Annotated in this window: 15 protein-coding genes and 4 tRNA genes; 14 read left to right on the top strand and 5 right to left on the bottom strand. The window is 63.9% G+C overall.

Going from position 1 to position 13364, the window contains the following annotated elements; translation table 11 throughout:
* The first annotated feature begins 26 nt into the window (after positions 1–26).
* The 10 genes from AC51GT_RS12720 to rplA all read left to right on the top strand — a co-directional run bounded on the left by AC51GT_RS12720 (position 27) and on the right by rplA (position 5153).
* A tRNA-Tyr gene (locus AC51GT_RS12720) sits at positions 27–107 on the top strand.
* 159 nt (positions 108–266) lie between these two features.
* Positions 267–339: transfer RNA gene (locus tag AC51GT_RS12715), tRNA-Thr, on the top strand.
* A gap of 66 nt (positions 340–405) precedes the next feature.
* Positions 406–482 (top strand) — tRNA-Met (locus tag AC51GT_RS12710).
* A gap of 127 nt (positions 483–609) precedes the next feature.
* Entirely contained in the window at positions 610–777 is a 168-nt protein-coding gene (gene rpmG, locus AC51GT_RS12705) for a 50S ribosomal protein L33 (RefSeq protein WP_028463290.1), read from the top strand.
* A gap of 157 nt (positions 778–934) precedes the next feature.
* On the top strand, positions 935–2017 hold the full coding sequence (locus AC51GT_RS12700) for a fused (3R)-hydroxyacyl-ACP dehydratase subunits HadA/HadB (protein ID WP_496323122.1): 1083 nt from the start codon (positions 935–937) through the stop codon (positions 2015–2017).
* 214 nt (positions 2018–2231) lie between these two features.
* Positions 2232–2304 (top strand) — tRNA-Trp (locus AC51GT_RS12695).
* 108 nt (positions 2305–2412) lie between these two features.
* Positions 2413–2904 (top strand): preprotein translocase subunit SecE, encoded by a 492-nt coding sequence (secE, locus tag AC51GT_RS12690; RefSeq protein ID WP_496328976.1) that lies wholly within the window; start codon positions 2413–2415, stop codon positions 2902–2904.
* A 43-nt stretch (positions 2905–2947) separates the two neighbouring features.
* Positions 2948–3787: a transcription termination/antitermination protein NusG gene (gene nusG / locus AC51GT_RS12685; RefSeq protein ID WP_496328975.1), complete on the top strand. Its 840-nt coding sequence runs from the start codon at positions 2948–2950 to the stop codon at positions 3785–3787.
* A gap of 104 nt (positions 3788–3891) precedes the next feature.
* Positions 3892–4326: a 50S ribosomal protein L11 gene (gene rplK, locus AC51GT_RS12680; protein WP_482135627.1), complete on the top strand. Its 435-nt coding sequence runs from the start codon at positions 3892–3894 to the stop codon at positions 4324–4326.
* A gap of 113 nt (positions 4327–4439) precedes the next feature.
* Positions 4440–5153: a 50S ribosomal protein L1 gene (rplA, locus tag AC51GT_RS12675; RefSeq protein ID WP_496323125.1), complete on the top strand. Its 714-nt coding sequence runs from the start codon at positions 4440–4442 to the stop codon at positions 5151–5153.
* 68 nt (positions 5154–5221) lie between these two features.
* On the opposite strand, the gene AC51GT_RS12670 is transcribed toward rplA, so the two are convergent.
* The 4 genes from AC51GT_RS12670 to AC51GT_RS12655 all read right to left on the bottom strand — a co-directional run bounded on the left by AC51GT_RS12670 (position 5222) and on the right by AC51GT_RS12655 (position 8070).
* Positions 5222–6220 carry an LLM class flavin-dependent oxidoreductase gene (locus AC51GT_RS12670; RefSeq protein WP_496328974.1) on the bottom strand — a complete coding sequence of 333 codons (999 nt, stop codon included), beginning with the start codon at positions 6218–6220 and terminating at the stop codon, positions 5222–5224.
* 105 nt (positions 6221–6325) lie between these two features.
* Positions 6326–6940, bottom strand: coding sequence for a flavin reductase family protein (locus tag AC51GT_RS12665; RefSeq protein WP_496328973.1), 615 nt, complete (start codon positions 6938–6940; stop codon positions 6326–6328).
* On the bottom strand, positions 6937–7482 hold the full coding sequence (locus AC51GT_RS12660; RefSeq protein WP_496328972.1) for a dihydrofolate reductase family protein: 546 nt from the start codon (positions 7480–7482) through the stop codon (positions 6937–6939). The genes AC51GT_RS12665 and AC51GT_RS12660 overlap by 4 nt, the downstream gene beginning before the upstream one ends.
* Before the next feature lie 12 nt (positions 7483–7494).
* Entirely contained in the window at positions 7495–8070 is a 576-nt protein-coding gene (locus tag AC51GT_RS12655; RefSeq protein ID WP_496328971.1) for a TetR/AcrR family transcriptional regulator, read from the bottom strand.
* Positions 8071–8202: 132 nt separating this feature from the next.
* On the opposite strand from AC51GT_RS12655, the gene AC51GT_RS12650 reads away from it, so the two are divergent.
* The gene (locus AC51GT_RS12650) at positions 8203–9024 is read left to right on the top strand and encodes a DUF2786 domain-containing protein (RefSeq protein WP_496328970.1); all 822 of its coding nucleotides are present in this window, start codon (positions 8203–8205) and stop codon (positions 9022–9024) included.
* A gap of 10 nt (positions 9025–9034) precedes the next feature.
* Positions 9035–9550, top strand: coding sequence for a TIGR04338 family metallohydrolase (locus AC51GT_RS12645; RefSeq protein WP_496328969.1), 516 nt, complete (start codon positions 9035–9037; stop codon positions 9548–9550).
* Positions 9551–9707: 157 nt separating this feature from the next.
* Here the strand turns inward: AC51GT_RS12645 and AC51GT_RS12640 are convergent, their stop codons facing one another.
* Positions 9708–11636, bottom strand: coding sequence for a CocE/NonD family hydrolase (locus AC51GT_RS12640; RefSeq protein ID WP_496328968.1), 1929 nt, complete (start codon positions 11634–11636; stop codon positions 9708–9710).
* 535 nt (positions 11637–12171) lie between these two features.
* Between AC51GT_RS12640 and rplJ the strand changes: the two genes are divergently transcribed.
* A complete protein-coding gene (rplJ, locus tag AC51GT_RS12635) occupies positions 12172–12711 on the top strand; it encodes a 50S ribosomal protein L10 (RefSeq protein WP_496323133.1) in 540 nt (179 codons plus the stop codon).
* Between the two features lie 66 nt (positions 12712–12777).
* On the top strand, positions 12778–13161 hold the full coding sequence (gene rplL, locus AC51GT_RS12630; RefSeq protein ID WP_496323344.1) for a 50S ribosomal protein L7/L12: 384 nt from the start codon (positions 12778–12780) through the stop codon (positions 13159–13161).
* Positions 13162–13364: the final 203 nt, after the last annotated feature.

Raw genomic sequence — 13364 nt, 5'->3', positions numbered from 1 at the left:
GTCCAAAAGACACCGGAAAGTGGCACGGCAGGTTGCCCGAGCGGCCAAAGGGAGCGGATTGTAAATCCGCCGCGCAAGCTACATAGGTTCGAATCCTATACCTGCCACAGCGCCACAGAAGCGGCCTCGAGCTGGATTTCTCAGTGAGAGGCCGTTTGGTGCGAAAGAGGAGATGAACAGCGGATTTGGCACCAGCCCGGCGCGCTGTGTAATCTCGATGAGGCCCTGAAGCAAGGGCACCGCAAGGTGCCGGAGCCAAGAGCCACGCCCCCTTAGCTCAGTCGGTAGAGCGTTTCCATGGTAAGGAAAAGGTCGACGGTTCGATTCCGTCAGGGGGCTCGCTGGACTCAGGATCGAGCGGTGGGACTGCTTTACGCCGCCCCGCCGTAGTCGATTCCGGGCCATGGCGGTGTAGCTCAGTTGGTTAGAGCGAACGACTCATAATCGTTAGGTCGCCGGTTCGAGTCCGGCCATCGCTACCAGGTCGCCTCCGGCAAAGCGCTAGCAGTGCCGCTCGCGGCAACGCGCCAGCAGTATCGCTCCGGCGATGACCACCGAGTGTCTCCCCTCAAGGAGACACACCACACGATCCACCTGAAAGGCAATCCCGTGGCCTCCTCAACAGACGTGCGCCCCAAGATCACCTTGGCCTGCGAGGTTTGCAAACACCGCAACTACATCACCAAGAAGAATCGGCGTAACGACCCCGATCGTCTTGAGATCAAGAAGTTCTGCCCCAACTGCGGAACGCACCAGAACCACAAGGAATCGCGCTAGCCACCAGCTGGTGGTCAGTCGCTGACTGCCTATTCGACCGGGGACGCGCAAGTGTTCCCGGTCTTTGGTGTTCAAGCACAACGGTGCGGTGGCCCCGGCCCCGATCGAGATCGCACCGCCCGCGCCCAACAGCCAGTTGAAAGATGAGGTCGGTCGAGTGACGAATGCGGGCGAAGCCAAGGTCGAGCAGCTCGATGCTCCCGGGGACGGCGAGAAGCAGACCCCCGAGCAGATCGCCGACCACACGCAGAAGATGGTCGGGTTCAAGTACACCGTCGACGACTACTACGAGGTCGGACGCGAGAAGGTACGCGAACACGCCCGCGCCGTCCAGGACACCAATCCGGTGCACTGGAACGAGGAGAAGGCCCGGGAGATGGGTCACGACACCCTCGTGGCCGCTCCGACGTTCGTCTCGGTCCTCGGCATCATCGCGCAGCGGCGCCTCTTCGAGGACGTCGTCACCGGCTACGACCTGTGGCAGATCATGCAGAGCGATCAGCGACTCGTCTTCCACCAGCCGATCAAGGTCGGCGACCGCCTGGTGTGCGATGTCTCACTCGAATCCTTCCGTCAGATGTCCGGCACCGACCTGATGGTCACCAAGAACGTCATCTGGAACCAGCGCAACGAACCGGTGATGACCACCTTCACCAGCCTGGCCGCGCGAGCGGCCGTCGAAGCCGACCCCGCGCTGGTCGACAAGCTCGAGCACGTGATGATGCGGGAACCCGAGGGCATCAACCCGGGCAAGACGGTCGTGGGACCGTTCGACCGCTATGACGAGCCCGATCCCACCATGTCGCCGCAGGCGTACGCCGCCATCAACTTCGATTCGCTCACCGTCGGCCAGGAGTTGCCGCCGCGCACCTTCAAGCTGACCCGCGGCAACCTGATCAACTATGCGGGGGTTGCGGGCGACCCCAACCCCATCCACTACAGTGATGAGGTCATCAAGGTCGCCGGCCTGGACGACGTGGTCGCCCACGGCATGCAATCGATGGGCCTGGGAGCAAGCTTCCTCGGAGAGTTCATCGGCGACCCGGCTGCGATCTGCGAGTACAACGTGCGCTTCACCAGCCCCGTGTACGTACCCGCAGATGACTACGCATCCGTCGATTTCACCGGCAAGGTGAAGTCGCTCGATCCGGAAACCCGGCGCGGGCAGATCTCGATGGTGGCAAAACAAGGCGAGCGCAAGATCTTCGGACGCGCACTCGCCACCGTGCAGTTCAACTGAATCTCTCGTACCGACCCGGGTAATCGACGAACAAAGCCCAGCTCACAGAGCTGGTTGGAGTTCGACCCACCTGGTGACGTACACTTCTAAAGTCTGAGATTTACTAGACTTGCGCGCTGCCCTGAGGGTGGCGCGTTGGTTTTGTGTAGTCCAGACGCCGGGTCGACGAGGACTCGAGGGCCATCACGTGGTCAGCGAAGCCGAGACGACCCAAAGGGGCGTAGCTCAACTGGCAGAGCAGCGGTCTCCAAAACCGCAGGTTGCAGGTTCAAGTCCTGTCGCCCCTGCCCTTGGCGGTGTGTTTCGCACACCGGGAGGGCAACCGATGTCAGTTGTTGTGCAGCAGGGCCCAGGCCCGGCGCAGAGCAGCGGACTTCAGCCACGAGAGGATCAAGTTGAGCAAGCGCGACCGTGCCGAACGCGCCAAGAACGCGGCCGAGCCGACCGACGAGGTCGAGCTCGACGCCTCTGTGGACTCCGCAACGGATTCGGTGGACGACAACGCCGCCGCCGGGGACACCGCAACGCAGGCGCGTCCTTCGGGCAAGCGATCACCGCGTGGCAAGCGAACAACCGTCGCGAACACTGACAGTGGCGATGACGACGACTCCACCTCGTCTGCCGTCACCACCAAAGACGCCGGCAAAGACAAGAAATCCGACGGCGCGCGCAAGCGGGTCAAGCCGGAAGACAGCCGTAATCCGTTCATTCGGATCTACGTGTTCCTGACACAGGTTGTCAGTGAGCTCAAGAAGGTCATCTGGCCGACGCAGAAGCAGCTGATCCAGTACACGATCATCGTGCTGATCTTCGTGATTGTGATGGTTGCGTTCATCTCTGCACTGGACCTTGCTTTTGCCAAGGGAGTTTTGTGGTTGTTCGGGTAACCAACCCGAACGACTGCTTCGAAGAAAGGGAGCGTGGGCTGCAGTGAGCACCCCCGAGAACGACGCTGATATCAGCGAGACCGAAACCGACACCATCGATCAGGCGGTCGGTGATTCGGGCGCTGTCGACAGTGGCGTCTCCGACTCCGAACCGACCGACGAGGCCATCGAGGGCGACGACACCCCCGAGGAGACCCTCGACGAGGCTGCCGACGCCGCTGAGGTCGTTGAGACCCCGGAAGCCGTCGAGCCCGAGGAAGAAGAAGATCCGGTCGAGGCGCTGCGGAAGTCCCTCAAGAGGGCTGCCGGCGACTGGTACGTGATCCACTCTTACGCCGGGTACGAGAACAAGGTGAAAGCCAACCTCGAGACCCGCGTGCAGAACCTCGATGTCGGCGACTACATCTTCCAGGTCGAGGTTCCGACCGAAGAGGTCACCGAGATCAAGAACGGCCAGCCCAAGAAGGTCAACCGCAAGGTGCTGCCCGGCTACATCCTCGTCCGCATGGAACTCAACGACGAGTCGTGGGGCGCAGTGCGCAACACGCCCGGTGTCACCGGCTTCGTAGGACTGACCTCGCGTCCGTCCCCGTTGTCGATGGACGACGTTCTCAAGTTCCTGATGCCGCGCACCGAGCCCAAGAAGGCCTCGGCCAAATCGGGCTCCGAGGGTGGCGCAGACCTGGCCGCCGCAAGCGCGCCGGTCGTCGAGGTCGACTTCACGGTCGGCGAATCGGTCACCGTCATGGATGGACCGTTTGCAACGTTGCCCGCGTCGATCAGCGAGGTCAACGCAGAGCAGCGCAAGGTGAAGGTGCTGGTTTCGATCTTCGGTCGTGAGACCCCGGTCGAGCTCGCCTTCAACCAGGTCGAAAAGATCTAGCAGGTCTTTTCCGGCCCAACAGACTTTCACGTCTCCAGCGGGCGTGAAACCGGGCTGAAGCAAGTCATCAGCCCAAGCGACATCAATCAGAAACAGGGAAAAGGATGCCCCCCAAGAAGAAGAAGAAGATCACCGGGATCATCAAGCTCCAGATCAACGCAGGCGCCGCCAACCCGGCACCGCCCGTGGGTCCGGCACTTGGTCAGCACGGTGTGAACATCATGGAGTTCTGCAAGGCGTACAACGCCGCGACAGAAAGCCAGCGCGGCAATGTCGTGCCTGTGGAGATCTTCGTCTACGAAGACCGTTCCTTCGACTTCAAGTTGAAGACGCCGCCGGCCGCGAAGCTGCTGCTCAAGGCCGCCGGTCTGCAGAAGGGCTCGGGAGAGCCGCACAAGACCAAGGTCGGCAAGGTCACCATGGATCAGGTCCGTGAGATCGCAAAGACCAAGCAGGAAGACCTCAACGCCAACGACGTTGAGCAGGCCGCCAAGATCATCGCCGGAACCGCCCGCTCCATGGGCATCACCGTCGAGTGAGCTTGCGAACTCGCAAGCTCTGAGTGGCCGAACTCAATACCAAGTAATCGTGGCAGGGCCGGCTCGGTCCGTACCACCAAACCGCATGAGTTGCGGAGAAAGACAGAGCGAATATGAGCAGGAACAGCAAGGCATACAAGGCCGCAGCTGAAAAGGTCGACAAGTCCAAGCTCTACAGTCCGCTGGAGGCTGCAAAGCTGGCCAAGGAGACCTCTTCGACCAAGACCGACGCGACCGTCGAGGTTGCAGTCCGTCTCGGTGTTGATCCCCGTAAGGCCGACCAGATGGTGCGCGGCACCGTCAACCTTCCGCACGGCACCGGTAAGACCGCCCGTGTGATCGTTTTCGCCGCCGGCGACAAGGCCAATGAGGCCGTCGCTGCCGGAGCCGACGAGGTCGGCGCCGAGGACCTGATCGAGAAGATCCAGGGAGGCTGGCTCGAGTTCGACGCCGCGATCGCCACCCCGGATCAGATGGCCAAGGTCGGCCGCATCGCCCGCATCCTCGGACCGCGTGGCCTGATGCCGAACCCGAAGACGGGCACCGTCACCACTGACGTGGCCAAGGCCGTCAACGAGATCAAGGGCGGAAAGATCAACTTCCGTGTCGACAAGGCTGCGAACCTGCACTTCGTCATCGGCAAGGCTTCGTTCGACGAGAAGAAGCTGGCCGAGAACTACGGCGCTGCGCTGGACGAGATCCTGCGCGCGAAGCCGTCGGCGGCAAAGGGCCGGTACCTGAAGAAGGTCACCGTCTCGACCACCTCCGGACCGGGCATCCAGGTGGACCCGTCGGTGAACCGTAATTACAACAACGAAGACGTCTGAGCACGTCTGAACTGACATGAGGCCGGGACTCCCCAACGGGGGTCCCGGCCTTTGTCATGTCCGGCGGGTCAGACCTGCGCAGCCTTCATCGCGTCGGCAGTCAGTTCGAGTGAGCGCAACCGTCCTTCGATGCTGACCGACTGATGGCAGACCATCAGTTCGTCGGCCTGTGCGATCTCGGCGAAGTTCTCGAGGTAGCGACGAGCGTCGTCGCCGGTGCCGACCCCGGTGTACTTCATCATCGAGGCGATTCCGTGGCCTTCGCGGGTGGTCAGGAAGGCGTCGATCTCTTCGTCGCTGTACTGCGGGGTCGATGGTCCCCGGGAGATCAGGCCACGAACCCGGATGCGTCGCAACGCCTCGAAGTCCGCCGCCGCGACGTCGGGATCGTCGGCGGCGACGATGTTCACCCCGGCGATGACGTAGGGCTCGGACAGTTGTTCCGACGGCTTGAAGTCGCGGCGGTACAGGGTCACCGCCTGGTGCAGGGCATCGGGGGAGAAGTGCGAGGCGAACGCGTACGGCAGACCGAGATGCGCCGCGAGCTGGGCACCGAACAGCGATGACCCGAGGATGTACAGCGGTACGTGGGTTCCGGCACCGGGGACCGCGGTGATCCCGGGAATGCGCGACTCGTCACCCAGGAAGCCCTGCAGCTCGAGCACATCCTGGGGAAAGCGGTCGGCGGAGCTGTTGTCACGGCGCAGGGCACGCATGGTGGCCTGATCGCTGCCGGGCGCCCGGCCCAGGCCCAGATCGATCCGGCCGGGATGAAGCGTCTCCAGCGTCCCGAACTGTTCGGCGATGGTCAGGGGGGCGTGATTCGGCAGCATGATGCCGCCGGCGCCGAGGCGGATGGTCTCGGTGTGAGCGGCGATATGGGCGATCAGAACACTGGTTGCCGACGACGCAATCGTCGCCATGTTGTGGTGCTCGGCGTACCAAACACGCTTGTAGCCGTGCTGCTCCGCGGCGCGGGCGAGTTGCACACTGCCTGCGAAGGTTTCGCGAGCACTCTGACCCGGGGCGATGGGGGCGAGATCGAGCACGGACAACGTCACTGACATACGGGGGCCTTCTTCACGTCGGGTACTTCTCACGGCGCGGCACAGCGCCATGAGTTATATGTATGTCAACGCATATGGGACCTGGTCCCTTCCCGCCTCGCGTACTCACGGCCGGTCGCGGACCACCACTTCACCGGGCAGCGCCCATTCGGTGCGTCCGAGACGGGCCACCGGGGCGAGTTTGGTGAAGTCGGGATGTCCGTCCGCGGCTGCGACGTCGGCGGCGACAGTGACCGCGACCACCCGTCCCATCACGACCTGCGAGTTGCCCACCTCGATGATCTGATGCAGAACACATTCGATGGACACCGGGCTGTCCCTGACCCGCAGGCAGTCGACCACCGCGGCGGATTCGGACGCCACACCGACGGCCTCGAACTCGTTGACGTCCTCGGCGAAACCGGCGGAGGTGGCGTTGACGTGGTCGAGCATCGGTTCGGTCGCGATGTTGATCACGAACTCGCCGGTCGCCCTGACGTTGTCGGAACTGTGTTTGAAACCACCGACCGTGGTGAACTGCACGATCGGCGGGTCCGTCGAACTGACCGTGAAGAAGCTGAACGGCGCCAGATTGTGTACACCGGCGGCGCTACACGAGGACACCCAGGCGATCGGACGCGGCACGATCGACGAGGTGAGCAGTCGGTAGAACCCGCCGGCCGAGGTGTTGGTCTGGTCGAAGAGTGTTCGCTCGGAGTTCGGCTCGACGTCTTGGTTCACCGCTCCAGCATGTCATCCGGGATCACCCGGTAGACGGACTGCACCAGACCTTTGCTCAGCGTGGCGGTGCGCATGTGTTCGAGGAGGATGTCCTCGCCGATGTAACCGAACAGGGGAAGTCCCGAGCCGAGGATGACGGGCACCGTTGTGATGGTGAGTTCGGTGATGAGGTTGCGGCTCAGAAATCCGGTGATCAGGCGGCCGCCGTCGACATACAGGTGCCGTAGGCCCTCGTCCTGTGCCGTCTCCAGTAGCTCGTCGATGCTGCGGTGCACGGTGACGCGATGGTCGGCGCCGGGGTCGAGTTGTGTGCTGACGACCAGGACACGCATGCCCTCGTAGGGCCACTGTTCGAACGTCAGGCCGACCTCGTAGGTGTTGCGGCCCATGGCGATTGCGTCGACGGATGCGGCGAACTCGGCGTAGCCGGTCTCACTCATGTCGTCGTCGCGTCTGGTCAGCCAGTCGATGCCACCGTCCTGACGGGCGATGTAGCCGTCGACGCTGGTGGCGATGAACACTGCTCCGGTGATGTCTCTCATGTGGGGTCCCTTTCATGTCCAGGTGGACGTCAAGTTGCCGAACTCGGTATCGAGGATCGACCGGAGTGATCCGCTCGGGTCGACTGTCCAGGCCAGAAAGCTGCCTTCCAGAAGTGCGAACAGTGTCCGAGCGGCGACGGCGGGAGCGGGCGCTCCGGGGAGGTCGCCCGCGTCGACGGCCCTGCTGATCAGGAGTCCGAGCTGTGAGCGTTTGCGCTGCCAGCCGAGCGCGAGCAGTCGGGTCAGTTCCGGATCGCCGAGGTCGGCGGCCAGTGACGACACATGATTCGCGGCGTCGTCCGGGCGGGAGTGGTCGATATAGGGCCGCACCGACAGTCGGTAGAGCGTTGCCAGTGGCGTTTCGCCGGGTAGCGGAGCCGGCTCGATGTCGATGGAATCGATCCAGCGCTGGGATGAGGCGATCAACAATCCACGTTTCGAGCCGAACCGCTTGACCAGGGTCGCTGCCGAGACGCCGGCCTCCTGACCGGCGAGTTCGAGGGTGAAACCGGCTGAACCGGTCCGGGCGAGCACCACCGCGGCGGCATCGAGAAGAGCGGAGTCGGAGTTCACGCGAGGCCGGGCCACAAGGATTAGTAAATCACCATTTCCTAATTCGGACCAGGGTATGCCGCGACCGTTGTCCACACCACGAGGTTTGGTCCACAGTCGGGCGCCGCCGGGGCCGAGCGGTCGGGTCCGGCACCTATGGTTGGACGGGTGCAGGACAAAAAACTTCTGACCAAGATCGCCGGTCTGCTGCGTCAAGCCGAGGGCACGGACAACGAACACGAGGCGCAGGCCTTCATGCAGGCCGCCCAGCGGCTGGCCACCGCGGCATCGATCGATCTCGCCGTGGCCCGAGCGCATGGCAACGGAAACCGGCGGGTGGCTCCCGAGCAACGGAACATCGCGATCGGCGAAGCCGGCAAACGCGGTCTGCGCACCTACGTGCAGCTGTTCGTCGCGATCGCCCGGGCCAACGACATCACGTGTGACGTCGCGAGTAACTCGACCTTTGTCTACGCCTACGGATTTCCCGGCGACATCGACTCGTGTGAGGCGTTGTACAGCTCGCTCGTGGTGCAGATGGTCGCAGCCAGCGACGGGTATCTGAAGTCGGGGGACTACAAGGGGGAGACATTCGCCCGGGTGGTCACCGAGCGTCGGGGGAGGTACTCGCGGCGGGTCGTCGAGGAAAAACCACTGTCACCGATCACGGCCCGACTGAACTTTCAGTCGGCGTTCGCCGAACGGATCGGCAAGCGGCTCGCTGCGGCTCGCGACGAGGCCAGGGAGCAGGCGGTTGCCGCCGACGGGGGCAACACCGACACCGGAACCGCACTGGTGCTGCGCAACAAGGAGATCGAGGTCCGGGACTTCCATCGGGAGGTCTCGACGGCCCGGGGAACCTGGCAGTCACACAGTGCGTCGGCCGGATATTCGGAGGGCGCGCGTCGGGCCGGTGACCGGGCCGGGCGCCGCGCCCGGCTGGGTGACGACATCGCGCTCGGTGGCACTCGCGGGGCGCTCGAGGCATGAGCGTGCCCCGTTGACCGACCGCGACAGCCAGCGGTCGGCGCTGTACGCGGCGGAACGGCTGGTTCACAACGTCTTCGAACGGGCGGCGGGTGGCGGCAACGTTCTGACCATCGCCGGGACCACGGTCACCCTGCCTCCGGAGGCGAAGTTCGGTTCGGTGGACTCGGTCCGCGACTATGCCGCGCGGGTGTTGACGATGGACAGCGTTGTCGCCCGATTCGCGCGGGCGCGGATCCCGGTCAGCGTGCGGACCCGTCGTGGGCAGCATCAGGCGCACTACGAATATGACCCGGGTGGTGGCGCCGGCGTGATCGCGGTTCCGGTGGCCACGCAAGGCCGTTGGGCGATGCGGGAGTTGGTGGTGCTGCACGAGCTGGCCCACCATCTGAGTCCGGGGTCGGCAATCGACAAGCACGGCCCGCGTTTTGCCGAAACCCTGATCGACCTCGTCGGTCTGGTGTTGGGGCCGGAGGCGGCGCTGGTCTACCGGGTCACATTCGGCGACAGCGGGATCCGCGTCGGCTGAGGGATCATCACGCCGCGTTGATCGTGCCCAACCCACCGTCGACCGTGCCGAAACCGCCATTGACCGTGCCTAAACCGATTGTGCCCGAGCAACTTCGGCACGCTCGACGGTGATTTCGGCCCGCTCGGCGGTGATTTCGGCACGGTCGGCGGGGGGATCACCAGGCGGGGGAGCCGACCGCCTGGAAGGTGAGGTAGCTCTGATGGAACGGGTCGAGGACGATCTTCTGGGTCCGGAAACCGGCTTTGAGCAGGTCGGGCAGGACCGCCAGGAACCGGGGCAGGCTGGCGGCGTACACGTCGACCCGCAGCCGGTGTCCGGGCTCGAGGATGGCATCGGTTGCGACCAGGTCTATGTCGAGGTCCATCGGCAGGTGCGGCTGCACCTTGAGCTTGCGCTTGAAGGTCAGCGGATGGTGGGCCAGGAGCAGTGACCCGTCCTCGGCGTACTCACACAACTCCGGATCGAGCGAACGATTCGACGAGGTCAGCGAGCCGTTGGACAGAACCGTCGAAGTGCCGTCCGGGGCAACGTCATTGAGAGTGACCGCCCACAACGCATCGGTTCCGGCGCAGGTGGTCCGCAGGTGCAGGTTCACCGAGCCGGAGATCTGGACCGAGTCCGATACCGGGGCCGTGGTGAACGACAGCGCGCCACGTTCCTGGAACCGGGCGTCGGTGGTGAACCATTTGCCCAGCACCCGCGTCGCGCCCGCGGTCACCTGGGTCATGTCCCGCGACACCAACCCACGGACATCGGGGCGGATGCCCAGTGCCGCCGACTCCGTGTTGACCGTGGTGCCCAGGGTGCCATCGTGGACGCTGTGCTTCGCGGTATCGGAGGGGGCCGCCGACAGGTAGAGGCGCTGCACGCGGGAGTCGGTGCGCGGGAACGACTTTCCTGACGTCCATGAACCGCCCTGCTGTTGCAGCGTCACCGGCCCGTACTCGTCGACGCCGTTGTCGATGCCCTTGAGCCAGCGGTCGAACCAGGCCCGCTCGAGGACGTCGACCCGCGGCGGTGAGACCCGTCCACCGAATCCGAGGCCGGCATCGATGTGATAGCCGTCGGCCATGACCAGCTGTTTCTGGCCGGGAGGCAGGTTGAGCTGGTTGTAGATCCTGGTCGCGCTACGCCCGAACAAGTCGTGCCAACCGCCGAAGACGAACGTCGGTGCGGTGATCTGGTCGATGTTGGGATCGCGTTCGTCGAAATAGGGGTCGTCGTAGATCCGGGGATCGGTGCCGGTGAGGAACCCTCGTGCCAGCGAGCCGATCTCGGTGGCGGGGGAGGCGAGGCGGTCCTTGAGCCAGCTGAGCCCATTGGTGCCCAGCACATCGCCGAGTGCGGTCGACGGGTTGGGGAGCCACTTGAGCAGGTTCACCCCGGCGAGCCAGATCGGGATGAATGCAGATGGCGCACCGCCGGTGATGTAGATGTCGCGAACGATGTCTTCGCAACCCTCCACCGCGAAGACGGCCTTGAGATGGGGCGATCCGTTGCCTGCGGCCTGCAGGGAGTTGATGGCCGAATACGACCAGCCGGCCATTCCGACATTGCCGTCGCACCACTGTTGGCCCGCGGCCCAATCGATGACCTCGATCGAGTCCTGCTGTTCGCGTTCGCCGAGGATCTGCCAACGGCCATGTGACGAACCGGTGCCGCGGACATCGACCACCAGCTGCACATATCCGCTCTGCACCAGCTTGCGGTTGATGCCGAAGACATCGAGGATCCCGCCGGACAGCGGTGGTAACGGCAGGCGATGGGTGGCCTGGTCGATGAAGTCCAGGATCGCGCGGTTGTACGGATTGATGCTGACGACCGTGGGGAGCGCGGTGGTGACGACGTCACCGGCGTCGTCGACCGGCCGGATCAGGGTGGCCCGCAGCCGAACCCCGTCGCTCATCTCCAGCTCGACGGACCGGTCGATGGTCAGGGATGCGAACTCGGGCTTGCCGTCGACCAGCTCGCGCCACCAGCGAGCGTTCGCGCCGCCGGTCGGGTCGCCGAGAGGAAGGGTCGGTGCTGTCCGACTGACCCCGCGGCTCACTGCGGACTCGTACGGGCTCAACTGGTAGACCATGGCGCTCCCTCTCCACTGCCGGGAGGGATGCGGCGAAGTCCGAAAACCCTGGTGCTGACCGGGGGTTTCGGGTCGCGACAACACTCCATCGTGCTGCTGGCCAGTGCTACCCGGTATTCGTGACCGGGCTCACACTGGACTGGTTGCATCAATGTAGCCGAGCGGACGTTCGGTCGCGACATCTGGGTTAATCCGGCTTCACATGTTGATCCGGATGTGGCCGATTTGTGACCGGGTGGGGGTTACCGGTAGTGTTGCCCCTTGGTGTTCGTGGGTCATATGCCTGCGGACGTCAGTTCAACCAGAGACCGTTGGTCACCGGTACGCGATTCGTCGCGAATCGGCCTAAGGCCCGACTTTCGTCGGCGGCCCACGCAGGGAGAACGAGGTATCGCCGTCGAGTGGCATCATGCCACTTCGCTTGTGTACGCCCCGTGCCCTGTGCCGGGGCGTTTGTCGTTGGTGGGGCACTTGGCCCGTTCGGGAGGATCGCGCTCCTACGTACCAACCGACACGTCATGAGAGGAGGCGAAGTATGGCAAACACCGAAAAGGTCGCCGCAGTTGCGGAGATCACCGAGCAGTTCAAGGGAGCCACCGCAGCAGTTGTCACGGAATACCGTGGCCTGTCGGTCAAGCAGATCTCTGACCTGCGTCGTTCACTCGGCGAAGGCGCCGTCTACTCCGTCGCCAAGAACACCCTGGTCAAGCGCGCCGCAGCTGATGCGGGCGTGACCGGTCTGGACGAGCTGTTCACTGGCCCCACCGCTATCGCCTTCATCGAGGGTGAGCCGGTCGTGGCGGCCAAGGCGATCAAGAACTTCGCCAAGGACAACAAGGCTCTCATCATCAAGGGTGGATTCATGGATGGCCGCGCGCTGTCCGTGGAAGAGGTCAACAAGATCGCCGACCTCGAAACCCGTGAGGTGCTCCTTGCACAGCTCGCCGGTGCCATGAAGGGCAACTTGGCAAAGGCCGCGGGTCTGTTCACTCAGCCCGCATCCCAGGTCGCACGTCTTGCGGCCGCATTGCAGGAAAAGCAAGCCGCGGGCGCACCCGCAGAAGCGGCCGAATAAAACCCCACCACCATCCCCGGGTCGCATCACCGTGCGCCCATGGGAAAGATCGAAAGGATTGCCACCATGGCAAAACTCACCGCTGACGAACTCATCGAGCAGTTCAAAGAGCTGACCCTGCTGGAACTGAGCGACTTCGTGAAGAAGTTCGAAGAGGTCTTCGAGGTCACCGCTGCTGCTCCGGTCGCCGTTGCTGCTGCCGGCGCTCCGGCTGCCGCTGAAGCCGCTGCTGAGCAGGACGAGTTCGACGTCGTGCTCGAGTCGGCCGGCGACAAGAAGATCCAGGTCATCAAGGTCGTTCGCGAGATCGTCTCCGGACTGGGTCTGAAGGAAGCCAAGGATCTCGTCGAGTCTGCTCCCAAGGCGCTGCTCGAGAAGGTCGACAAGGACGCTGCCGAGGCAGCCAAGGCCAAGCTCGAAGAGGCCGGCGCCAAGGTGTCCGTCAAGTAATTCTGATCTGACAGGACTCCGGTTCACCGGGGCCCACTCAGAGCGCACAACGACCCGCAGCTTCGGCTGCGGGTCGTTTTGTCTTTCGCTTCAGTAATTTTTTTGAGGCCGGTCGCGGGGAGCGAAAGTTACCCGTCGGTAACTGAATTTTTCTTCTACCTGCAGCAACTCTGGATCAGCGGTGTCGCCCCTGGCTGCACTCC

This window comes from Williamsia sp. z34 (assembly GCF_059553395.1).
Note: the sequence above shows the minus strand (reverse complement) of the source record. Positions and strands in the feature narration are given on the sequence as shown.